The sequence below is a fragment of the Blastococcus sp. SYSU DS0616 genome (genome assembly GCF_054051015.1).
Genome location: NZ_JBJHAJ010000004.1, coordinates 73523 through 95394, shown reverse-complemented (window position 1 = coordinate 95394; position 21872 = coordinate 73523). Strand labels below are relative to the sequence as shown.

Genomic DNA, 21872 nt, shown 5'->3' with positions numbered 1-21872 from the left:
CCCGGCCCGGCGGGCCGCGGCGTCACCGGCAGCCGCAGGCGGCCAGCGTGGCGGCGACCTCGTCGAGCGCGGCCTCCGCGGCCACCTCGCTGCCCGTCGCCTCGTCCGCCACCACGGCGAAGGCCAGCAGCCGTCCGTCCGCGGTCACGATGGTGCCGGCGAGGGCGTTGACACCCAGCAGCGTGCCGGTCTTCGCGCGCACGGTCCCCGGCGCGGTCGCCGGGTCGTCGTCCCCGCGGTCGGCGAGGGTGCCGTCGTACCCGGCCACCGGGAGCCCGGCGAGCAGGCCCGCGGCGTTCCCGAGGCTGCCGTCGGCAGCCCCGCGCACCAGGGCGGTGAGCAGCTCGGCGGTCACCACGTCCTCCCGGGAGAGGCCGCTGGCGTCGGCGAGGGCGACGCCGGTGACGTCCAGGCCGGCCTCGTCCAGCGTGTCGACGATGGCCCGGGCCGCGCCCTCGAACGTCGCCGGCTCCCCCCGTGACAGCGCCACGTGCCGGGCCAGGGACTCGGCGAGCACGTTGTCGGACATGGACAGCGCCTGCTCGACCAGCCGGGCGACCGGTGCGGACTCCACGGTGCCGAGCGTCCGTGCCCCGGCGGGGGCCTGCCCGAGGACCACGGCGGCGCCGGGCGCGCCGAGCGCGTCGGCGAGGGCGGAGCCGGCATCCAGGCCGGGCTGCCCGCTCCGGGCGGTCGCGCCGGGGCTGACCCGGGCGCCGTCGACGGCGGTGGCGGTGATCGGCGCGGCGTAGCTGGAGGGGGCGTCCCCCGCGCCCCAGCCGCTGGCCGTGAGCGGGCCGCTGAACAGCGAGCTGTCGACCACGACGCGGGTCACGGCGGTGCCGGCGGGGAGCGCGGCGACCACCTGGGTGGCGAGGTCGGCCATGGTCGGGGCGCCGGGATAGGTCAGCGACGGCTCGGTGCGCGACAGCGTCGGGTCCCCGCCGCCCACGAGCACCACCTCGCCGGGGGTGGCGCCGCTGACGACCCGGGTCTCGAACGTGTCGGCCGGGTCGAGGGTGGTGAGCACGGCGGCGGCGGTGAGCAGCTTGGCGGTGGAGGCCGGGGTCAGGGGGGCGCCGGCGTCCTGGTCGTAGAGCACCTGACCGGTGGCGACGTCGATGACCTGCGCCGTCGTCCCAGGCCCCAGCGGCGGGCCGGTGACCAGCGGGGTCAGCGTGGCCGCGAGGACGTCGGGGTCCGGGAGGGGCGCGTCGGCCGCCAGCCCGGCCAGGACGGGCTCGGCCTCGCCCAGGCTGGGCAGCTCCGCGTCGGGGACGGCGACAGCGCCGTCCCGGCCCGTGTCGCCGCCGAGCGCGACGCCGAGCCCGACACCCCCGGCGGCGAGCAGCAGCACGAGGACCACGACGCCGATCGTCATGCGCCGTCGGAAGCGGCCGTAGTTGGCCGTGACGATCGTCGAGCCGCTCGACGAGATGGTGCCCACCCCCCACAGGGGGGCCTGCGCCGACCGGATCGTCCCCCGTGGGCCACACTACGTCCGTGCAGTTCGACGTGACGGTAGAAATCCCGAAGGGCCAGCGGAACAAGTACGAGCTGGACCATGAGACCGGACGCATCCGCTTGGACCGGATGCTGTTCACCTCCACCCGCTACCCGGCGGACTACGGCTACATCGAGAACACCCTGGGGCAGGACGGCGACCCGCTGGACGCCCTGGTGATCCTCGAGGAGCCGACGTTCCCCGGGTGCCTGGTCACCTGCCGGGCCATCGGCATGTTCCGCATGACCGACGAGGCCGGAGGGGACGACAAGGTCCTCTGCGTCCCGGCGACGGACCCGCGGGTGGCGCACCTCAAGGAGATCGAGGACGTGTCGGAGTTCGACCGCCTCGAGATCCAGCACTTCTTCGAGACCTACAAGGACCTCGAGCCGGGCAAGTCGGTCGAGGGCGCCGAGTGGGTCGGCCGCGACGCGGCCGAGGCCGAGATCCTGGCCTCGATCGAGCGCGCCAAGAACAACTCCACGCACCACTGACCTCCCGCCCGGCCTTCCGGACCGGGCGTCGGGTGCACCCGACGGCGGCACACCTCACGGAGGCGTGCCGCCGTCAGCCATGCCTGCGGCATCCCCAGACCGTGCCCTGAGGAAGGAAGCGCACCTTGCCGAACCTCGGTCTGGACAACCTGATCCACCGCATCCGCGACCGTTTCGGACACGCGTTCCATGCGACCGTGACCGCGTCCGTGCAGGCGACGATCGGTGCCGTGCACGGGGCTCACCGGCTTTCCACGCCCTCTCGCTGCCGCATTGCCGGATGCAACGAACCGGCGATCGACTCGCACGTCATCCCCAGGTCCTTCCTCACTGCGAACGGCAGCGGAGGCGGGCTCCGCACCCCTGTGGTCATCGGTGGTACCGCGGTCGAGATGCGACCGATGACCGGCTCGTCGGCACCGACCTTCCCCGGGTACTGCCACGATCACGACGACCGGCTGTTCGCCTGGGAGAAGACCGGACGGTTCAGCGGCCCGGACGCCCCTGCGAGCCAGCTGATGCGGGTGACCGATGCCTCCATCCATGAAGTCGGGCTACGGGCAGCGGTGCTCTCCACGCTCGGACGGGAACTGGCTCCTACAGCGACCGGACTCCAGCACGTGAGCCACCTCCTCGGTCCGGCGGATGCCGCCTTCCTGACGACGGAGGCGGCGTCGCTGGCGCAGTCAGCGACGGAGGCGGCGCCCCTGCTGGCGGATCTACGGCGGCTCCGCGATGCTCTTGACCGCTCGCGGTCGGCGTCAGGCCCTGGGGCCTTCATCCGCTCCGTGCACGTGCCGGACGTGGACTGGCCGCAGTTCGCCGACGCCCTCCGGGTGCCACGGCGAGGCGATGTGGACTTCCGGGACCCGACGCCGCTGGCGATGTGCGGCCTGTCCGACCCCGCGGGCTTCCACCTGGTGCTCGGGGCGCTGGACGAAGGCAAGGAAGCGGTCCTCCGCCTCGAATCGGAACTGCGAGCCGCGCCGAGCAAGGTCCTCGCCTTCGCGCTCCACTGCCTCACCTGGGGAACGCACTACTCATTCGTGAGCGAAGCGCTGTGGTCGTCCCTGGACCGGCCAACGCAGGCCGACTGGGAGAAGAGGCTGTCCTTCATCCCGCACACCCGGGGAGCCTTCTCCAGCGACCCGGTCCGTATCCCGTTCATCCGAGCGGGGAATGGGTGGCTCTGACCCGCCGCGGCGGCCGAACGTGCCCGCCAACGGCGAGCACGGCGCCGCGTGAGCAGTCGGTTGCACCAGTGCTTCTCCCGGGGCTCATCGGTGCCCGGCGCGCACGGGCGCCGTTGCGCTCACCGGGGAACGACGACGGGCCCGTCCTCGCGGACGGGCCCGTGCTGCGCGAGCCGCCTGTCGGAATCGAACCGACGACCTTCTCATTACGAGTGAGATGCTCTACCGACTGAGCTAAGGCGGCGAACTGCCCGCACAGCCTACGACACCGCACGCCCCGCTCCGCGCAGCGGCCCTCCCGCACGGTCCCCGGCGAGCCCAGGAGCGAAGGAGGGCAGCAAGGGCCTTCCTCAGGCGGGCAGGCGCAGCGCGACGGTCAGCGCCTCCAGGGCGACCTGGGGTTTCACGTTCTGCTCCAGCGCTCGCCGGCAGGCCAGGATCGCGTCGATGCGGCGCAGCGCCCCCTCTGCGCCGATCCGCCGGGCCAGTTCCTCGGCGTCGGCGCGGCGGTCGGGGTGGTTGAGCTGCGGCGCGGGGTGGGTCGGGGAGGACACAGCGGCGTCGAGGACCAGTGCGTCGCGGTAGAGCCCGGCCAGGTCGACCAGCGCGCGGTCCAGGGAGTCGCGACCGAGCCGGGTGGCCCGCGACTTCTGCCGCTTCTCCAGCTCCTTGAGCTGGCCCGCACCCCGGCTGGCGGCGGCCACGCCCGGCCCGCGCGCACCGACCCCCAGGCTGGCCTTGACCGCCTCGGTCTCGGCCCCGTCCAGAGCGGCGGAGGCCTCGTCGGCCTCCTCCTTCGCCGCGCCGACCAGGTCGTCGGCGGCGTCCAGGCACGCGGCGAGGGAGACCAGCCGCAGGGGGACGTCGAGCACCGCCTTGCGGGCCAGCCGTGCCGTCTCATCCCGGGCCAGCCGCCGGGCCCGGCCCACGTGCCCGCCCGACGCCGCGGCCGACCAGGCGGCCAGCGCGGGGTCGACGCCGTCCCGGCGGACCAGCACCTCGGCGATCGCCTCCGCCGGCGGGGTGCGCAGCCCGACGACGCGGCAGCGCGAGCGGATGGTGACAGGCACGTCGTCCGGGTGGAGGCTGGGCGCGCACAGCAGGAACACGGTGCGCGGCGGCGGCTCCTCGAGCATCTTGAGCACGGTGTTGGACGCCTGCTCGGTCATCCGGTCGGCGTCCTCGACCACCACCACCTGCCAGCGGCCCTGCGAGGGGGCCCGGCCGGCGATGCGCACGAGCTCGCGCACCTCGGCGACGCCGATGGACAGGCCCTCGGGGACGATCATCTGCACGTCGGCGTGCGTCCCGGCCAGCACGGTGCGGCACGCGTGGCAGGTGCCGTCCCCGCCCGCGGGGCACTGCAGCGCGGCGGCGAAGGCGCGCGCGGCCACCGACCGCCCGGACCCCGGCGGGCCGGTGAACAGCCAGGCGTGGGTCATCGCGGTCGGGTCGGCGATCGCCGCCCGCAGTTCGGCCACCACGGCCGGCTGGCCGACCACCTGCGTCCAGACGCCCTCCTCGGGCGCCACCACCGGCGCGGTCACGGGTGCAGCTGCGGCGTGGCGCCGGTCTGCGCGTGCGGATGGTGCGCGTGGGCACCGCCCCGGCCGTCGTGCCGCAGCTCGGGAGCGACCTGGGTCTGCGCGGCCGGCGGTGCGGGGGTCTGCAGCGGCAGCCCGGAGAGCAGCTCGGCGACCCGCACCCGGATCGCGGCCGCGAGCTCGTCGGGTGAACGCCGCGCGTCGAGCACCAGGTAGCGGTCGGGCTCGGCCTCGGCGAGCTCCTGGAAGGTGCGCCGCACCCGCTGGTGGAACTCCAGCGACTCCGACTCCAGCCGGTCGGCGGCGGCCCGGCCGCGGGCTCGCGCGAGGCCCACCTCGGGCGGCAGGTCGAGCAGGACCGTCAGGTCGGGCTGCAGGCCCTGGCTGGCCCAGCGGGAGATCGTGCGGACGTCGTCGAGCGGGATCGTGCGCCCGGCGCCCTGGTAGGCCAGCGAGCTGTCGATGAACCGGTCGGTGATCACGACCTCGCCGGCGTCGAGCGCGGGGCGCAGCACCTCGTGCACGTGCTGGGCGCGGTCGGCGGCGTAGAGCAGCGCCTCGGCCCGCGGGGCGATGCCCACCTGGGCGCGGTCGAGCACGATCGAGCGGATCCCGGCCCCCGGCGGGGTGGCGCCGGGCTCGAAGGACGCACGGGCGGTCAGCCCCTCGTCGGCGAGCCACTCCTGCAGCCGGCGCACCTGGGTGGACTTGCCGGCCCCCTCGCCGCCCTCGAAGGCGATGAGCACCCCGCCCCCGGCCAGCCTGCGGCGCGCGGTGGTGTCGCGGCGCAGCGCGGTGACGACGTCGGCCCACAGCGGGATGGGGCGCCGGTCGTCCATCTGCCGGTAGGCGAGCAACCCGACGCCGATGGCCAGCAGCCCGGCCGCGAGCAGCATGATCCGCTCGCCGGAGAGCGGCAGCACGACGGCGCCGAGGTCGAGCTCCTCCCGGCCGATCAGCCCCACCCCGATCGGCACGAGGGCCAGGGAGATGATCAGCGCCGCGCGGACCAGGGACTGCACGATCGCGAAGGTGCGGCCCCGGATCGAGTCCTCCACCTCGGTGCCGATCAGGGTGATCCCGGCCAGGAAGGCCATGCCGGCGAAGAAGCCCATGACGACCACGAGCAGCAGCGAGATCCACAGCGCGAAGGACAGCGACAGCAGCACCACGACCACCCCGGCGCCGACGATCGCCAGCCCGAAGATGCGCTCGCGGGCGAGGTCGCGGGCCACGCTGGGGCCGATGCCGATACCCAGGCCCAGGCCGACGAAGACGGCCCCGAACAGCAGGCCGTACGCCGCCTCGCCGCCCCCGAGCACGTTGACGTAGGCCTGCCCGGTGGCGATGATCGCGCCCGCCGCGACGAAGGCCCCGGTGATGCCCACGACCAGGCCCCGGATCAGGCGGGTGTGCCCGGCGAAGGAGAAGCCCTTGACCAGCGAGCCGAGGAAGCTCTCCTGCTGGCCGACCACCGCCCCCTCCGCCCGGCGGCCGCTGATCGACGGCAGGTTCCAGATGACGAAGGCCGCGACCAGGAAGGTGAGCGCGTTCAGGTAGAGGGCGAGGTCCACCTCGTCCACGCCCGGCAGGACGGCGCTGAGCTCGCCGCCCACGCTGGTGAGCAGGGCGAACACGATCGCCGCGGCCACCGGGGTGAGCCCGTAGGTGGTGACCAGGGAGAGCTGGTTGGCCGGCTCCAGCTGGTCCTTGCGCAGCATGTTGGGGACGGCGGCGTCCTTGGCCGGGATCCAGAACAGGCTGAAGGCCTCGATGACGAACTGGGCGATGAAGAGCCAGATGAGGTTGTCGACGATCGGGATCGAGGCGAACAGCCCGAACCGGAAGATGTCGGTGACCACCATCGTCTTCCGCCGGTCGAACCGGTCGGCGAAGGCCCCGGCCACCGGGCCGAGCACGATGGCCGGGAGCAGCCGGAAGAGCAGGACGCCGGCCAGCGCGAAGTTCTGCGCGGCGTAGTCGTCGAAGGTCATCGTCGCCGTGACGGTGATGGCGAGCAGGCCGAGCCAGTCACCGAAGCTGGACAGCAGCGTGGACAGCCAGAGCTTGCGGAAGTCGCGCACCCGCAGCACCGCGCGGATCTTGGCCACCGTGCCCACCGCACCGGAGCCGTCCGCGCCCGAGGCGGACGAGCCGGGGGGTGCGCCGTCCGGGCCGACGTCGGTCAGGGGCGGGCCCGCGGACGGCGGCACCGGCGTGCCGGCGGGCGGCAGCCCGTCGCCCGGGGCGGCCGGCTCCCCGACCGGAGCAGCCGGCACCGCCTTCTCGGGCGGTGCCGGTGAGTTCGGGTCGGCCGGAATGGCGAGCTCCCCAGGTCGGTGGGCGGCAGGGCGGAGCGGGCCCAGCGGGGTTACGGTACCGGCCGGGGACCACGTTCCGGCACCGCATTACCCGGCGGGTGGGCGGTTCTCGACGGCTCCGCGGACGGGCGGAGCCCTGTCAGGGTCGGGGATGATGAGTGCGACCGGGGATCCGACGCGCCAGGCCGGCAAGACTTCACCCGGCCGTTGGCACCCGGACACCTACCTGCGGTTCGCCGGGGAACGCGCCCGCTCGTTCGCCGACCTGCTCGCCCGGGTGGGGGCCCCCGACCCGCGGGTCGTCGTCGACCTGGGCTGCGGAGAGGGCTCCCTGACCGCTTCGCTGGCGCAGCGCTGGCCGGGTGCCCGCGTCATCGGCGTCGACTCCTCCCCCGAGATGCTGGCCGCGGCCACCGCCACCGCTCCCGGGCACGTGGAGTTCCGGCTCGGCGACGTGCGGGACTGGACCCCGGCCGGCGCGGTGGACGTCGTCGTCAGCAACGCCGTCCTGCACTGGGTGCCCGGGCACCCGGACCTCATGGCGCGCTGGGCCGCGGCCCTGCCGGCCGGCGGGTGGCTCGCCGTCCAGGTGCCGGGCAACTTCCGGGCACCCACCCACGCGCTGCTGGCCGACCTGTGCCGCCGCCCGGAGTGGGCCGACCGGCTGGCCGGCGTCGCGCCGCGGGCCGACGCCGTGCTCGAGCCCGCCGGCTACGCCGAGGTGCTCACCGGGGCGGGGTTGGTGCCCGACGTCTGGGAGACGACGTACCTGCATGAGCTGAGCGGGCCCGACCCGGTGCTGGCCTGGGTGCGCTCGACGGTGCTGCGCCCGGTCCTCGCCCGGCTGGACGACGACGCCGCGACCGCGTTCTCCGCCGCCTACGCCGAGGCCCTGCGGACGGCCTACCCGCCCCGACCCGACGGCACGACGCTGCTGCCCTTCCGGCGGGTCTTCGCCGTCGGCACCCGCCTGTCCTGACCGTCGGCCGGCGGCGGTCAGCGCGGGGTGAGCCGGTAGGCGTGCGTCCGGTAGGGCAGCTCGAGCTCCGGCCGCCCCCGGGTGCCGGGGTGGTCGGCCAGCAGCCGGCGGATCGCGGAGAGGAACTCCTCGCGCCGGGCGCCGTCCATGACCGCCACGTAGCTGCGGGTGGCGATGCCGCCGACGACGTCCTCGGGGCCCGCACGCTGCACGATCCCCGACTCGACGACCTCGACGTCGGCCCCGAGCTCCTCGGCGAAGCGGTCGACGACGCGCTGGTCGGCCTCGTGCCCGCGCGCCTCGTCGGCGATCAGCTCCTCCAGTGCGGCGATCCAGGGCACCCGGTCGTCGCGGGTGTTCCAGACCAGGCCGAGGACTCCACCGGGACGGAGCACCCGGCGGATCTCGCGGGCGGCCGGGACCGGGTCGAACCAGTGCGCGGCCTGCCCGGCCACGACGGCGTCGACCGAGGCGTTCCCAGCCGGGAGCCGCTCCGCGGTCCCCACGGCGGTGGCGACCGCCGGGAACCGGGCGCCGAGCTCGGCCAGCATCTCCGGGGACGGGTCGACCGCGCGGACGCGGTGCCCCAGGCCCAGCACGACCTGGGTGAGCAGTCCCGTGCCGGCACCGACGTCGAGCACGTCGAGCGACCGGTCCCGGCCGAGGAGGAACTCGACCGCGTCGACCGGGTACGTCGGCCGCAGCGCGGCGTACCCGGCCGCGACCGCCCCGAACGAGCGCGCCCGTGCCCCCAGCGCGTCCTCGTCCGGCGGCCCCGCCCCGAGGCCTCCCCCGAGCATGCGAGGGGTGCGGGGGACGGGGTCCTTCATCAGCCCGCGGTGACCGGGTCCGACGCCGTCGTGGCGGCCTTCTTCGCGGTCGTCTTCTTCGCGGTGGCCTTCTTCGCGGTCGTCTTCTTCGCCGCCGTCTTCTTCGCCGTCGTCTTCTTGGCGGCCTTCTTCTTCGACGGTCCAGCGGCTCGGCGGTCGGCCAGGAGCTCGGCGGCGCGCTCGATCGTGATCGACTCGACGTCGTCGCCCTTGCGCAGGCTGGCGTTGGTCTCGCCGTCGGTGACGTAGGGCCCGAAGCGACCCTCGCGCACGGTCACCACGCCCTGGGTGACCGGGTCGGGGCCGAGCTCCTTGAGCGGGGCCTTGGCCGCCGCCCGGCCGCGCTGCTTGGGCTGGGCGAAGATCGCCAGCGCCTCGTCCAGCGTGGTGGTGAACAACTTCTCCTCGCTGTCGAGCGAGCGGGAGTCGGTGCCCTTCTTCAGGTACGGACCGTACCGGCCGTTGAGCGCCTGGATCTCCTCGCCGTCGGGCGCGGTGCCGACGGTGCGCGGCAGCGTCAGGAGCTTCAGCGCGTCGTCGATGGTCACCGTCTCCGGGGACATCGACGAGAACAGGCTCGCCGTGCGCGGCGACTCCTTGCTCCCCTCGGGGACGACGGTGGTGACGTAGGGGCCGTAGCGGCCTGCCTTCACCACGACCGGGTGCCCGGACTCCGGGTCGGTGCCCAGCTCCCGGTCGCCCGAGGGCGCCTCCAGCAGCTCGCGGACCTTCTCCTCGGTCAGCTCGTCGGGCGCGAGGTCCTCGGGGATGCTGACGCGCGCGCCGTCCTCGCCGTCGGCCTGCAGGTAGGGGCCGTAGCGGCCGACGCGGACGACGACCGGGCGGCCCTCGCGGTCGGTGGCGCGCAGCGGGATCGAGTTGATGCCGCGGGCGTCGATCTCCTCCAGTCGCTGGCCGATGACCTGCTTGAGCCCGCCGGACTGCGCGATCGCGCCGGCGTGCCGGCCCTCGCCACCGAAGTAGAACTCGGTCAGCCAGTCCACCCGGCCCAGGTTCCCGCCGGCGATCTCGTCGAGCTCCTCCTCCAGCGACGCGGTGAACTGGTAGTCGACCAGCTGGGCGAAGTACTGCTCGAGCAGGTTGACCACGGCGAACGCCACGAACGACGGGACGAGGGCGTTGCCCTTCTTCCACACGTACCCGCGGTCCTGGATGGTCTGCATGATCGACGCGAAGGTCGACGGCCGGCCGATCCCCAGCTCCTCCAGCCGGGCCACCAGGCTCGGCTCGGTGTAGCGGGACGGCGGCTGGGTGGTGTGGCCCTTGGCGTCGAGCGACCGGGTGTCGAGGGTCTGGCCGCGCTCCAGGCGCGGCAGCCGGCGCTCGGCGTCGTCGCTGCCGTGGTCGTCGTCGCCGTCCTTCTGCGCGCCCTCGTCCCGGGACTCCACGTAGGCCCGCAGGAAGCCGGGGAAGGTGATCGTGCGGCCGCTGGCGGTGAACTCGACCGCCTCGTCGGTGCTGCTGCGACCGGCCAGCCGGACGCTGACGGTCTGGCCGACGGCGTCGGCCATCTGCGAGGCGACGGTGCGCTGCCAGATCAGCTCGTAGAGCCGGAACTCGTCGCGCGCCAGCTCCGACGCCAGCTGGCCGGGGGTCCGGAAGCTGTCCCCGGCGGGCCGGATGGCCTCGTGCGCCTCCTGCGCCCCCTTGGACTTCTTGCTGTAGACCCGCGCCTCCGGCGGCACGTACGCGTCGCCGTACAGCTCCCGCGCCTGGGTGCGAGCGGCGTTGACCGCCTCGGCCGACAGGTTCGTCGAGTCGGTCCGCATGTAGGTGATGTGGCCGTTCTCGTACAGCCGCTGCGCCACCCGCATGACCTGCGCCGACGACCAGCCGAGCTTGCGACCGGCCTCCATCTGCAGCGTGGAGGTGGTGAACGGGGCGTACGGACGACGGCGGTAGGGCTTCTCGTCGACCCGGCTGACGCTCACCTGGCGGCCCTCGAGCCGGGCGGCCAGGCCGCGGGCGCCGGCCTCGTCGAGGTGCACGACGTCACCGGTGACGCGGCCGGTGGCCGCGTCGAAGTCCTTGCCGGTGGCGACGCGGCTGTCGTCGACGCTGACCAGCTTGGCCCGCACGGTGGTGGGCTCGCCCGCGTCGGCGCCGGCGGCGCGGCCGGGGACGGCGAAGGTGCCCTCCAGCGACCAGTAGTCGGCGGCGTGGAAGGCCATCCGCTCCCGCTCGCGCTCCACGACGATGCGGGTGGCCACCGACTGGACGCGGCCGGCCGAGAGCTTCGGCAGCACCTTCTTCCAGAGGACCGGGGAGACCTCGTAGCCGTAGAGCCGGTCGAGGATGCGCCGGGTCTCCTGCGCGTCGACCAGGTGGGTGTCGAGCTCCCGCGGGTTGGCCACGGCACGGGCGATCGCCTCGGGGGTGATCTCGTGGAAGACCATCCGGCGCACCGGCACCCGCGGCTTGAGGGTGTCGATCAGGTGCCAGGCGATGGCCTCGCCCTCGCGGTCCTCGTCTGTCGCGAGGTAGATCTCGCTGGCGTCCTTCACCAGCTGCTTGAGTCGGGTGACCTGCTGCTTGCGGTCGGGGCTGACCACGTAGAGCGGCTCGAAGGAGTTGTCGACGTCGACACCGAGCCGCGCCCACGCCGCGCCCTTGTGCTCGGCCGGGACGTCGGCGGCGTTGCGCGGCAGGTCGCGGATGTGCCCGACGCTGGCCTCGACGACGTAGCCGCTGCCCAGGTAGCCGGCGATCTTGTTCGCCTTCGTCGGCGACTCGACGATGACCAGCGGCCGGCCGCCGGACGCGGCCGAGCCCCGGCGGGCCGGCGTCTTCTTCGCGCCGTCCGTCGTGGGGTCGCTCTCGGTCTGCGTGGTCTTGGTGGGCACGGGACTCCTGTCGGTGCTGCGGGGGCGGTGCGGGTGCGGCGGGACCGGCCGGTCGGCCGGTCTCCTGCGTCGCCCCGGCGGGTGCCGGGGCGGCGGGCGCCACCGCGGAACGCCCCTCGGCGGGCCACGGTAAGCCACCCCGGCGCCGTGGCGCCGGGGGCGACCTCTCCATGGGCGTGCCGCCACCCCGACCAACGTGGATGGTGCGGCCGTGTTCCCGCAGGTGGAAGGCGGTGTACCGCCAAGGGGTCAGCCGCCGGCGGTGTTCAGGGCGCGCTGGTGGTGAGCTCGGACCCGGTGGAGGACGCCGTCGTCGCCTCGCCGACGACGACCGAGCGCCGCTTGGACACCACGACCGCGACCACGATGACGACGACGGCGGCCAGCGCGATCGCCACCCGGACCGGGGTGTTGGCGCCCTCCCCGACCGACAGGGCGACCACCGCGGGTGCGATGAGCAGTGCCACCAGGTTCATCACCTTGATCAGCGGGTTGATCGCCGGGCCGGCGGTGTCCTTGAAGGGGTCGCCCACCGTGTCGCCGATGACGGTGGCCGCGTGGGCCTCGCTGCCCTTCCCCCCGTAGCTGCCGTCCTCCACCATCTTCTTGGCGTTGTCCCAGGCGCCGCCGGAGTTGGAGAGGAACACCGCCATGAGCGTGCCCGCCGCGATGGCGCCGACGAGGTAGGCGGCCAGCGGGCCGATGCCGAGACCGAAGCCCACGGCCACCGGCGCCAGCACGGCCAGCAGGCCCGGGGTGGCGAGCTCGCGCAGCGAGTCCTTGGTGCAGATGTCGACGACCCGGCTGTAGTCCGGCCGCTCCTCGAACGTCATGATCCCGGGGTGCGTGCGGAACTGCTCGCGCACCTCGAAGACCACGCGTCCGGCGGCCCGGGACACGGCGCTGATGGCCAGCCCGGAGAAGAAGAAGACCACTGCGGCGCCGAGGACCGCACCGACGATGTTGTTCGGGTTGACCAGACTGAAGGCGGTGCCGAGCGTGGCGCCGGCCTCGTCGAGCGCGACGGCGACCTGGGCGTTGTAGGAGCCGAAGAGCGCGGTGGCGGCGAGGACGGCGGTGGCGATGGCGATGCCCTTGGTGATCGCCTTGGTGGTGTTGCCGACGGCGTCGAGGTCGGTGAGCACCCGGGCGCCGTCGTCGTCGATGTCGCCGGACATCTCGGCGATGCCCTGGGCGTTGTCGCTGACCGGGCCGAAGGTGTCCATGGAGACGATCACGCCGGCGGTGGTGAGCAGCCCGCACCCGGCCAGGGCGACGGCGTAGAGCGCGGCCCCGCCCCCGATGAGGAAGGCGCCGTAGACCGCTCCCCCGATGAGCAGCGCGGCGTAGACCGCCGACTCCAGGCCCAGCGAGATGCCGGAGAGGATGACGGTGGCCGGTCCGGTGAGGGAGCTGCGCCCGACGTCCTGGACCGGCTTGCGGCTGGTCTCGGTGAAGTAGCCGGTGAGCTGCTGGATGGCCGCGGCCAGCACGACGCCGACGAGCACCGCCACGAGGCCGAGCACCTGCGGGCTGACAGCCAGGCCCGCACCCCCACCGGTGCCGGGCAGCACGGTGAACGCGGCGACCGCCACGAGCACCAGCGACACCACGGCGGAGACGAAGAAGCCGCGGTTGATCGGGGCCAGGCCGTTGCGGTCGTTCTTGCCCGGGTTGGTGGCCAGGATGCCCACGACCGAGGCGATGACCCCGATCGCGGCCACCACGAGGGGGAAGACCATGCCCACCGAGCCGAAGAAGACCTGGCCCAGGATGAGGGCGGCGACCAGGGTGACGGCGTAGGACTCGAAGAGGTCGGCGGCCATCCCGGCGCAGTCGCCGACGTTGTCGCCCACGTTGTCGGCGATGGTCGCGGCGTTGCGGGGATCGTCCTCCGGAATGCCGGCCTCGACCTTGCCGACCAGGTCGGCGCCGACGTCGGCGGCCTTGGTGAAGATGCCGCCGCCGACGCGCATGAACATCGCCAGCAGCGCACCGCCGAACCCGAAGCCCTCGAGGACGACCGGCGCGGTCTCGTCGAACAGCAGCAGGACCAGCGCCGCGCCGAACAGGCCGAGGCCGATGGTGATCATCCCGCAGACGCCACCGGTCCGGTACGCGATGCGGAAGGCCGGCCGGTAGCCGCCCTCGCGGGCGGCGGCCGCCACCCGCACGTTGCCGCGCGTGGCCAGGGTCATGCCGATGAAGCCGACCAGCGCCGAGAACAGTGCCCCGACGAGGAAGAACACCGCCCGTCCCACCCGGGTGCCGAAGCCGCCGTCGGCCACGGGGAGGACCAGCAGCAGGGCGAAGACGATCACCGCGAAGACGCTGAGCGTGCGGAACTGCCGACGCAGGTAGGCCGCCGCGCCCTCCTGGACGGCCCGGGCGATCTCCTTCATCTTCTCCGTGCCCTGATCGGCGGCGATGACGGCACGGACCAGGTAGGCGGCGAAGGCCAGCGCGGCGAGGGAGATCGCGAGGATGACGGCGACCAGCGCCGTCTCCCCGCCGGACAGCGATCCGTCAGGCATGGCTCCTCCAGGCGTCTGCGGCCGCCCGGGAGGCGCCGTGCTCCCCGGTGCGGCGGAGGTCGGCGTCCCGGGGGCGGGCCCCGGGACGGCGCGAAGTGTAAGGGAGATCACACTGCATGTGGCCGGTCCGCGCGCTCCTTCTCCCGGCGGGCGACGGCCGGTTGCGCCCGGGTGTGACAGTGGGGAGGTGACCACGCTCCACCCGGTCCGGTCGGCTCCCCCTCCCGGCACGGACGACCGGTCCGGGGGCGCTGCGGCCTGGCCCGGCGGCGGCGAGCTGCTGGCCGCGCTGCTGGCGGACACGGCCGAGGACGAGCAGCCGGTGACCCACGTGCACCACCTGCCGGTGCGTGAGAGCCGCACGGCCGCGTGGCCGGAGTGGGTGGAGCCGGGCCTGCGCGACCGGTTGGTGGCACGGGGCGTGCGCGCTCCGTGGCAGCACCAGGTCGCGGCGGCGCAGGCGGCGCGGGAAGGCCGGCACGTCGTCGTCGCCACCGGCACCGCGTCGGGGAAGTCGCTGGCCTACCAGCTCCCGGCCCTGACCACGCTCGCCGAGGACCCGCGCGCCTGCGTCCTCTACCTCGCGCCCACCAAGGCGCTGGCCCGCGACCAGCTGGCCTCGGTGGCCGAGCTCGCGGACCCCTCGGTGCGGCCGGCCCCCTACGACGGCGACACCCCGGCCGAAGAGCGGGACTGGGTCCGGCGGCACTCCCGCTGGATCGTCACCAACCCCGACATGCTGCACCGCGGGATCCTGCCCGCGCACCAGCGCTGGTCGAGCACGCTGCGCCGGGTGGCCTACGTGGTGATCGACGAGTGCCACGCCTACCGCGGGGTGTTCGGCTCGCACGTCGGGCACGTGCTGCGCCGGCTCCGCCGGATCTGCCGCCGCTACGGCGCGGACCCGGTCTTCGTGCTCGCGTCGGCCACCGTGGCCGACCCGGCCGCCGCGGCGACCCGGCTGATCGGGGCGGACGTCGTCGCCGTCACCGACGACGGCTCCCCGCGCCCGGGCGCCACCTTCGCGCTCTGGGAACCACCGCTCACCGAGCGGACCGGCGAGCACGGGGCGCCGCTGCGCCGCTCGGCCGCCGCCGACGCCGCCGGCCTGCTCGCCGACCTCGTCGAGCGGGGCGCGCGGACGCTGGCGTTCGTGCGCTCGCGCCGCAGCGCGGAGTCGGTGGCCGAGCAGGCCCGCCGGCTGCTGCACGACCGCGGCCGCGCCGACCTCGTCCCCCGGGTGGACTCCTACCGCGGCGGCTACCTGCCCGAGGAGCGCCGGGAGCTGGAGCGGGCGCTCTCGGCCGGGGACCTGCTGGGCGTGGCGACCACCAACGCGCTCGAGCTCGGCATCGACATCGCGGGACTGGACGCGGTCCTGCTGGCCGGCTACCCCGGGACGCTCGCCTCGCTCTGGCAGCAGGCGGGGCGGGCCGGGCGGGCGCAGCGGGAGTCACTGGTGGTGTTCGTCGCGCGCGACGACCCGCTGGACCACTACCTGGCCCACCACCCGCGGGCGGTGTTCGGGCGGCCGGTCGAGGCCACCGTCACCGACCCGGCCAACCCCTACGTGCTGGGCCCGCAGCTGTGCTGCGCCGCGGCCGAGCTCCCGCTGGTGCCCGCGGACCTCGCCGACTTCGGCGGCCCGGTGGCCGAGGCGCAGCTGGACGAGCTGGTGGCCGCCGGGCAGCTGCGCCGGCGGCCGGCCGGCTGGTACTGGGCCGGGCGCGGCCGCCCCGACGTCGACATCCGCGGCAGCGGGGACGAGCCGGTGGCGATCATCGAAGCCGGCACCGGCCGGCTGCTCGGCACCGTCGACGGCGGCGCCGCGCACTCCACCGTGCACGAGGGCGCCCTCTACGTGCACCGGGGCGACACCTTCGTCGTCGACGAGTTCGACCTCGACGACGCCTGCGCTGTCGTGCACCCGGAGAGCCCCGACTGGACCACGGTGGCCCGCGACGTCACCGACCTGGCGATCGTCTCGATCGAGCAGACCCGGTCGCTGGGCACGGTCACCGCGCACACCGGCGTCGTCGACGTGACCAACCAGGTGGTCGCGTACCAGCGGCGGCGGCTGGGCACCGGCGAGGTGCTCGCCGAGTTCCCGCTCGACCTGCCGCCGCGCCAGCTGCGGACCAAGGCGGTGTGGCTGACCCTCGACTCCCGCGCCGTGCAGCGGGCGGAGGTCGACGACGCGGCGCTGCCCGGCTCGCTGCACGCCGCCGAGCACGCGGCGATCGGCATCCTGCCGCTGCTGGCCACCTGCGACCGCTGGGACCTCGGCGGGCTCTCCACCGCGGTGCACCCCGACACCGGGACGGCGGCGATCTTCGTCTACGACGGCCACCCCGGCGGGGCGGGCTTCGCCGAGCGCGGCTACGCGGCACTGCGCAGCTGGCTGCAGGCCACCCGCGCGACCGTGGCCAGCTGCGAGTGCGAGAGCGGCTGCCCCTCGTGCGTGCAGTCGCCCAAGTGCGGCAACGGCAACGACCCCCTCGACAAGGCCGGCGCGGTGCGGGTGCTCGACGTCGTCCTGGACGAGCTGGCCACCGTCGACGAGCGGGGCGCGGACGACCTCGCCGACGAGGACGACGACGCCCCGGTTCCCGGCGCGGTCACTGCTGCCGAAGAGGTGCCCGCGCCGACCGAGGAGGACCTCGTCTTCTGACCCGGTCGGCGCGGCGGCTGCGACCGGGCCGGCGCGGGCCCGGCCCTCCGCGCCGTGCACGCCGAGCCGGCCCAGCCGCAACGGCACGCGCACGGTCACCTCGACGACCGCACCCTCGGTGACCCGGCACCCGGTCAGCTCCGCGCCGTTGGCGGCCGCGACCTCGGCGGCCGCGGTGCAGGCCGCCGGATCACCCAGCACCGCGCGCCCGGCGGCGGCCAGGGCGGCGAGATCCGCCGCCGTCGCCGCCCGGTGGCGGGCCACCGTGACCAGGCCGACCAGCACCGCCCCGGCTGCGACGGTCACCAGGACGGCGCAGAGCACCAGCACCCACACCGTGGCCGAGCCGCGCTCCCTGCTCATCCGGGGGGCTCCGTCCCGGGCTCGCGCTGCGTCACCGCCGCGGCGGTGACGGTGACCCGCCAGGGCAGCGGGCCCAGGGGCCGGACCTCCGCCGTCACGGTCACGCGGACCTCGCTCCCGCTGCCGGTGACCGCCGTGCCGGCACCCGCCGGCGCCGCCCGGCCGGCCCACTCCGCGACGACCGCGACCTCCTCCCCGCGCGACGCGGCCCGGGCCCCCTCCCGGGCCGCGTCGACGCACCGCAGCTGCGCACCCACGACGGTGACCGCGGCGACGGCCCCGGCGAGCACGAGCAGCAGGACCGGCAGGACCACCGCGGTCTCGGCGGTGACCATCCCGGCCTCCCGGCGCGGGGCCGCTCGACGTGCCACCGCTCAGGAGAGGGTGGCCAGCGCGGCGTCGACCAGCTCGGTGAGCCCGGTGACGATGGAGTCGCCCGAGACCACCCGGTAGAGCACCGCGGCGAAGGCGCAGGCGGCCACGGTGCCGACGGCGTACTCGGCGGTGCTCATGCCGGCCTCCGCACGTGTCTGCAGCCGCGCCCACCGGCGGCGGAGGAGCAGGCCGCGAGGCGGCTCCTCGGCCCCCTCCGGTGACGGGTTGCAGGGAGCGGGCGTGGTTCCGGGCATCGGGCGTCCTCCTCGGTCGGGGCCCCCGGCGGGGCCGTGCCATCGAGCCTCGGGGTTGCGGGCGGCCCGGCCGAGGGGCACGCGACATCTGTGGAGAGCGCCGGAGGATGTGGACGGCGTCAGCCGAAGACGTCGCCGGCGATGCCGAGCACGAGCGGCACCACGCCGAGGCAGACGAACGCCGGCAGGAAGCACAGCCCGAGCGGGGCGAGCACCCACACCCCCGCCCGCTGGACCGCCGCCTGGGCCTGCGCCCGCGCCGCCGTGCGGGTCTCCTCGGCCAGGGCCACCAGCGCCGGCACCGCGGCGGCGCCGGACTCCCCCGCCCGCACCAGCACGCGCGCCAGACCGGCGAGCTCGGCCGGCTGGTCGGCCCAGGCCCGGCGGGGCTCGGCACCCATCCGGTACAGCCCGGCCGCGCCGCGCAGCCGCCGGCCGAGCGGGTCGGGCACCGCACCGGCCACGGCGGCGAGCGCCCCGGCGACCGGCAGCCCCGCGGTCAGGCAGGCGGCGAGCAGCTCGCAGGCCGCCGGCAGCTCGCGCAGCAGGGCCGTGCGCTCGGCGGCGTCCTCGTCCGGGGAGGCGCCGCGCAGCAGCCGCTCCCCCGCGGCGGCGACCACGACGGCGGCGCACGCCCCGGGCACACCGCCCAGCAGCAGGCCCACCGCGACGCCGGCCGCGCCCGCGAGCAGCCAGCGGCGCCGAGCACCCGCCGCCGCGTCGCCGGCGACGGCCGGCGGAGGGCCGGGCCCGGTCACCCGGCGGACCCGCTCGCCGACCACGGCCGAGCCCGGCACCCACACGGCCGCCGCCACGGCGAGCAGCAGCACCGGCAGCGCACCGGTCATCGCGCGCTCCGCCGCAGCAGGCGGCCGGTCCACGCGATGCCGGCCACCTCCAGGAGCACCCCGGCCACCAGCAACCCCTGCCCGGTGCCGGTGCGGGTGAGCACGTGCCACGGGTCGGCGCCGATCCCGGCGCCCATCGCGAGGCCGAGCACCGGCAGCCCGGCCAGCAGCCGGGCGCTGGCCCGGGGCCCGGCGGTGGCCACGAGCAGCTCGCGGCGCCGGCGCAGCCGGGCCCGGAGATCGCTCTCGACCGCGGCGACCACGGCGGCCAGGGAGCAGCCGGTGCGGGTGCTCAGCGCGACGGCGGCCGAGAGCCGGGCGAGCGCGGCGGCGACCCCGTCGGCGCCAGGTGCCTCCGCAGCTCCCGCAGGCACCGGCGCGCGGACGGCCCGCACCAGCGCTGCGGCGCACTGCGGGTCGGGGCAGTCGGCGGCGGCGGCGCGTACCGCCTCGTCCAGCGTGCGGCCCGCCCGCAGCTCCGCCGCGAACGCGGCCAGCGCGTCGGCGAGCACCCCCTGGCGCGCGGCGTCGGCCGCGTCCCTCCGGCGGGCCAGCCGGTCGCGGGCCGCGAGCGCGGCGCAGCCGGCGGCGAGCACCGCGACCAGCGGTGTGCCGAGCAGCGCGCCGGCCCCGCCGGCGACCACCGCGGCGGCGAGCGGCAGCGGTGGCAATCGAGACGGGCTCCCGGTAGCGGCCGGCGCCACCCGAAGCAGCCGACGGCGGACCACCGCGCGGCCGTCCGGCCAGAGGAGCGCCGCGCCCGCGGCGGCCAGCAGCGCCGCGGTCACGGGCCCGCCAGCAGCCGCCGCAGCGCCTCACCGGCCGGGCACGGCCCGCCGTCGGCCCGCCAGCCCGGCTCCACCACCACGAGCTCACCGTCCCGGCGCAGCAGCCCGATCTCCTCCACCCGGCGTCCCCCGGGCGCCCGGCGCAGGTGCACCACCACGTCGAGCGCGGCCGCGGCCTGGCTGTGCACCGCGGCGCGCCCCAGCCCGGCGGCCACGCCCAGCGCCTCCAGCCGGGCGGGCACCTCGGTCGACCGGTTGGCGTGCAGGGTGCCGCACCCGCCGTCGTGACCGGTGTTCAGCGCGGCCAGCAGGTCGACCACCTCGGGGCCCCGCACCTCCCCGACGACCAGCCGGTCGGGGCGCATGCGCAGCGCCTGCCGGACGAGGTCGCGCAGGCCGACCGCGCCCGCGCCCTCGACGTTCGGCGGCCGGGTGAGCAGGCGGACCACGTGCGGGTGCGGCGGCGTCAGCTCGGCGGCGTCCTCGCACAGCACCAGCCGCTCGGCCGGGTGTACCTCACCCAGCAGCGCGGAGAGCAGGGTCGTCTTCCCCGAGCCGGTGCCCCCGGTGACCAGGAACGCCAGCCGCCGCGCCACGACCGCGCGGACCAGCGCCCCGCTCTCGCCGGGCAGCGCGCCCAGCGCCTCGAGGTCGGCCAGCGCCTGCGAGCACCGGCGCAGCACCCGCAGCGACAGGCACGTGCCGCCGCCGGAGACCGGCGGGAGGACCGCGTGCAACCGGGTGCCGCCGGGGAGACCGACGTCGACCCAGGGGCAGGCGTCGTCGAGTCGCCGCCCGGCCGACGCGGCCAGCCGCACGGCCAGCCGGCGCACCGCGTCGTCGTCGGGGAACCGGATCCCGGCCGCCGGCTCCAGGCCGGCCCCGCGGTCCAGCCAGACCTCCTCGGGCCCGTTGACCAGGACGTCGGTGACGCCGGGCAGTCGCAGCAGCGGCTCCAGCGGGCCGGCGCCGGCCAGTTCGTCCACGGCGTCGCGCGCGGCGAGCAGGACGTCCCGGTCACCCAGGAGCCCCCCGGCCTCGTCGCGCACCAGGGCGGCCACGCCTGCCCGCGAGGGGACACCGTCGGCGACGGCGAGCCGGGCGCGCACCCGGTCCAGCAGCGAGGGCTCGCTCACCGGCCGGCCGCCTCGGGCAGCGCCGCGAGCACCCGCCGGGCGACGGCGGCCAGCGGGGACCGGGGGTGCGCACCGGGGAGCTGGCCGCGCTCGGCGCGGGCGACCGCCCCCCGGTCGTGCGGCAGCTCGGCGAGCACCGGCCGCCCCACCACCTCGGCCACGTCACCGGGCGCCAGCCCGCCGGGCCCGGTGCGCACCACCAGCTGCGCCGGGGACCACGGCGAGCCGTCGGCCGCGACGAGCTCGCGGGCGGCCGTGGCGGCGCGCAGCCGGGCCGGCACCACGAGCAGCGCGAGGTCGGCGTCGGCCAGCACCTCCTGCGGCCCGCGCCCGATGCCGTCGGGGCCGGGGCGCGGCAGGTCCACGACGACCGGGCGCCCGGTGCCGCGGCCGGCGTCCACCACCGCGGCCAGCGCCTCACCGGGCACCGGCGTCGCGCCGCCCCGGTCGGCCGAGACCAGGTGGACGCCGGCGACCTCGGGCAGCGCGGCCAGCAGCGCCTGGCCGGCCACGCCGCCGCGCAGGCCGGTCAGCTCCGGCCAGCGCAGCCCCTGGGCGAGCTCGGCGCCGAGCAGCAGGTCCAGCCCACCGCCCCAGGCGTCGGCGTCGACCAGCACCGCGCCCCCGGGGGCGGCCAGGGCGACCGCGGCGGCCACCGTGCTCGCGCCCGCCCCGCCGCAGGCACCGCCCACCGCGATCAACCCACCCCGTTCGGCCGGCGCCCGGGCGGCGCTGGCGCAGCGGGTGAGCAGCCAGGCCTCGTCCGCCGGGAGCACCGCCACCCGCTCGGCCCCCACCTCGACGGCCACGGCCCACTCGGCGGCGGGCAGCTCCCCGCCGGAGACCACCACCACGCCCGGTCGGCGGGGCAGCCCGCGCAGCGCCCCGCGGCTCAGCTCCTCGGTGCCGACCAGCACCAGCGGCGCCTCGCGGTGGGCACGGCGCAGCGCCGGGCCGCCGGTGGCCACCTCCGCCTCGGCGCCCGCGGCGGCGACCAGGCGGAGCAGCTCGTCGAGCAGCTCCTCGTCGGTGCTGACGACGAGGGGACGGAGCGGTCGGGACGGCATCGGGACGGGCACGGGGCGACCCCACCGGACGCCAGGAGGACGGCGCCAGAACGGCAGGGGAATTGTGGATGACCCCATCGGGTGTGGACACCGTGCATCTCGGTGCC

General features: G+C 76.0%; 16 protein-coding genes, 1 tRNA gene and 1 pseudogene. 4 read left to right on the top strand and 14 right to left on the bottom strand.

Annotated features, from left to right (window positions below; genetic code table 11):
- Positions 1–22 precede the first annotated feature (22 nt).
- Entirely contained in the window at positions 23–1447 is a 1425-nt protein-coding gene (gene dacB, locus ACI79K_RS04275; RefSeq protein WP_456599056.1) for a D-alanyl-D-alanine carboxypeptidase/D-alanyl-D-alanine endopeptidase, read from the bottom strand.
- A 56-nt stretch (positions 1448–1503) separates the two neighbouring features.
- Here dacB and ACI79K_RS04270 point away from each other — a divergent pair, with 56 nt between their 5' ends.
- Both ACI79K_RS04270 and ACI79K_RS04265 read left to right on the top strand, forming a co-directional pair.
- Entirely contained in the window at positions 1504–1998 is a 495-nt protein-coding gene (locus ACI79K_RS04270) for an inorganic diphosphatase (RefSeq protein ID WP_456588151.1), read from the top strand.
- Positions 1999–2123: 125 nt separating this feature from the next.
- Positions 2124–3191: a hypothetical protein gene (locus tag ACI79K_RS04265; RefSeq protein WP_456599055.1), complete on the top strand. Its 1068-nt coding sequence runs from the start codon at positions 2124–2126 to the stop codon at positions 3189–3191.
- A gap of 171 nt (positions 3192–3362) precedes the next feature.
- On the opposite strand, the gene ACI79K_RS04260 is transcribed toward ACI79K_RS04265, so the two are convergent.
- The 3 genes from ACI79K_RS04260 to tmk all read right to left on the bottom strand — a co-directional run bounded on the left by ACI79K_RS04260 (position 3363) and on the right by tmk (position 7014).
- Positions 3363–3435, bottom strand: a tRNA-Thr gene (locus ACI79K_RS04260).
- 106 nt (positions 3436–3541) lie between these two features.
- A complete protein-coding gene (locus tag ACI79K_RS04255; protein ID WP_456588152.1) occupies positions 3542–4738 on the bottom strand; it encodes a DNA polymerase III subunit delta' in 1197 nt (398 codons plus the stop codon).
- Positions 4735–7014, bottom strand: a complete 2280-nt coding sequence (gene tmk / locus ACI79K_RS04250) for a dTMP kinase (RefSeq protein WP_456588153.1) — start codon at positions 7012–7014, stop codon at positions 4735–4737. The genes ACI79K_RS04255 and tmk overlap by 4 nt, the downstream gene beginning before the upstream one ends.
- A 196-nt stretch (positions 7015–7210) precedes the next feature.
- Here tmk and ACI79K_RS04245 point away from each other — a divergent pair, with 196 nt between their 5' ends.
- On the top strand, positions 7211–8035 hold the full coding sequence (locus tag ACI79K_RS04245; RefSeq protein ID WP_456599054.1) for a trans-aconitate 2-methyltransferase: 825 nt from the start codon (positions 7211–7213) through the stop codon (positions 8033–8035).
- A 17-nt stretch (positions 8036–8052) separates the two neighbouring features.
- On the opposite strand, the gene ACI79K_RS04240 is transcribed toward ACI79K_RS04245, so the two are convergent.
- The 3 genes from ACI79K_RS04240 to ACI79K_RS04230 all read right to left on the bottom strand — a co-directional run bounded on the left by ACI79K_RS04240 (position 8053) and on the right by ACI79K_RS04230 (position 14263).
- The gene (locus ACI79K_RS04240) at positions 8053–8865 is read right to left on the bottom strand and encodes a class I SAM-dependent methyltransferase (RefSeq protein WP_456588155.1); all 813 of its coding nucleotides are present in this window, start codon (positions 8863–8865) and stop codon (positions 8053–8055) included.
- Entirely contained in the window at positions 8865–11729 is a 2865-nt protein-coding gene (gene topA / locus ACI79K_RS04235) for a type I DNA topoisomerase (RefSeq protein ID WP_456588156.1), read from the bottom strand. The genes ACI79K_RS04240 and topA overlap by 1 nt, the downstream gene beginning before the upstream one ends.
- A gap of 266 nt (positions 11730–11995) precedes the next feature.
- Positions 11996–14263: a sodium-translocating pyrophosphatase gene (locus ACI79K_RS04230; RefSeq protein ID WP_456588157.1), complete on the bottom strand. Its 2268-nt coding sequence runs from the start codon at positions 14261–14263 to the stop codon at positions 11996–11998.
- 187 nt (positions 14264–14450) lie between these two features.
- Between ACI79K_RS04230 and ACI79K_RS04225 the strand changes: the two genes are divergently transcribed.
- On the top strand, positions 14451–16934 hold the full coding sequence (locus ACI79K_RS04225; RefSeq protein WP_456588158.1) for a DEAD/DEAH box helicase: 2484 nt from the start codon (positions 14451–14453) through the stop codon (positions 16932–16934).
- A 36-nt stretch (positions 16935–16970) separates the two neighbouring features.
- On the opposite strand, the pseudogene ACI79K_RS04220 reads toward ACI79K_RS04225, so the two are convergent.
- The 7 genes and pseudogenes from ACI79K_RS04220 to ssd all read right to left on the bottom strand — a co-directional run.
- A pseudogene (locus ACI79K_RS04220) lies at positions 16971–17297 on the bottom strand (Rv3654c family TadE-like protein); the annotation flags it as partial.
- Complete coding sequence (locus tag ACI79K_RS04215; protein WP_456599053.1) at positions 17294–17668, bottom strand: TadE family type IV pilus minor pilin; 375 nt, start codon at positions 17666–17668, stop codon at positions 17294–17296. The pseudogene ACI79K_RS04220 and the gene ACI79K_RS04215, both read right to left, overlap by 4 nt.
- A 3-nt stretch (positions 17669–17671) precedes the next feature.
- Positions 17672–17926: a DUF4244 domain-containing protein gene (locus tag ACI79K_RS04210; protein ID WP_456599052.1), complete on the bottom strand. Its 255-nt coding sequence runs from the start codon at positions 17924–17926 to the stop codon at positions 17672–17674.
- A gap of 119 nt (positions 17927–18045) precedes the next feature.
- Complete coding sequence (locus ACI79K_RS04205) at positions 18046–18774, bottom strand: type II secretion system F family protein (RefSeq protein WP_456599051.1); 729 nt, start codon at positions 18772–18774, stop codon at positions 18046–18048.
- Positions 18771–19562, bottom strand: a complete 792-nt coding sequence (locus tag ACI79K_RS04200) for a type II secretion system F family protein (RefSeq protein ID WP_456599050.1) — start codon at positions 19560–19562, stop codon at positions 18771–18773. The genes ACI79K_RS04205 and ACI79K_RS04200 overlap by 4 nt, the downstream gene beginning before the upstream one ends.
- Positions 19559–20698 (bottom strand): TadA family conjugal transfer-associated ATPase, encoded by a 1140-nt coding sequence (locus ACI79K_RS04195; RefSeq protein ID WP_456599049.1) that lies wholly within the window; start codon positions 20696–20698, stop codon positions 19559–19561. Before ACI79K_RS04195 ends, ACI79K_RS04200 begins: the two co-directional genes overlap by 4 nt.
- Complete coding sequence (ssd, locus tag ACI79K_RS04190; protein WP_456599048.1) at positions 20695–21777, bottom strand: septum site-determining protein Ssd; 1083 nt, start codon at positions 21775–21777, stop codon at positions 20695–20697. The genes ACI79K_RS04195 and ssd overlap by 4 nt, the downstream gene beginning before the upstream one ends.
- Positions 21778–21872 lie beyond the last annotated feature (95 nt).

Excerpts from the sequence above, each read along its gene's own strand:
- ACI79K_RS04210 (WP_456599052.1), bottom strand. The coding sequence starts at position 17,926 with ATGCCCGGAACCACGCCCGCTCCCTGCAACCCGTCACCGGAGGGGGCC.
- ACI79K_RS04230 (WP_456588157.1), bottom strand. The coding sequence starts at position 14,263 with ATGCCTGACGGATCGCTGTCCGGCGGGGAGACGGCGCTGGTCGCCGTC.
- ACI79K_RS04205 (WP_456599051.1), bottom strand. The coding sequence starts at position 18,774 with ATGACCGGTGCGCTGCCGGTGCTGCTGCTCGCCGTGGCGGCGGCCGTG.
- ACI79K_RS04245 (WP_456599054.1), top strand. The coding sequence starts at position 7,211 with ATGAGTGCGACCGGGGATCCGACGCGCCAGGCCGGCAAGACTTCACCC.
- ACI79K_RS04240 (WP_456588155.1), bottom strand. The coding sequence starts at position 8,865 with ATGAAGGACCCCGTCCCCCGCACCCCTCGCATGCTCGGGGGAGGCCTC.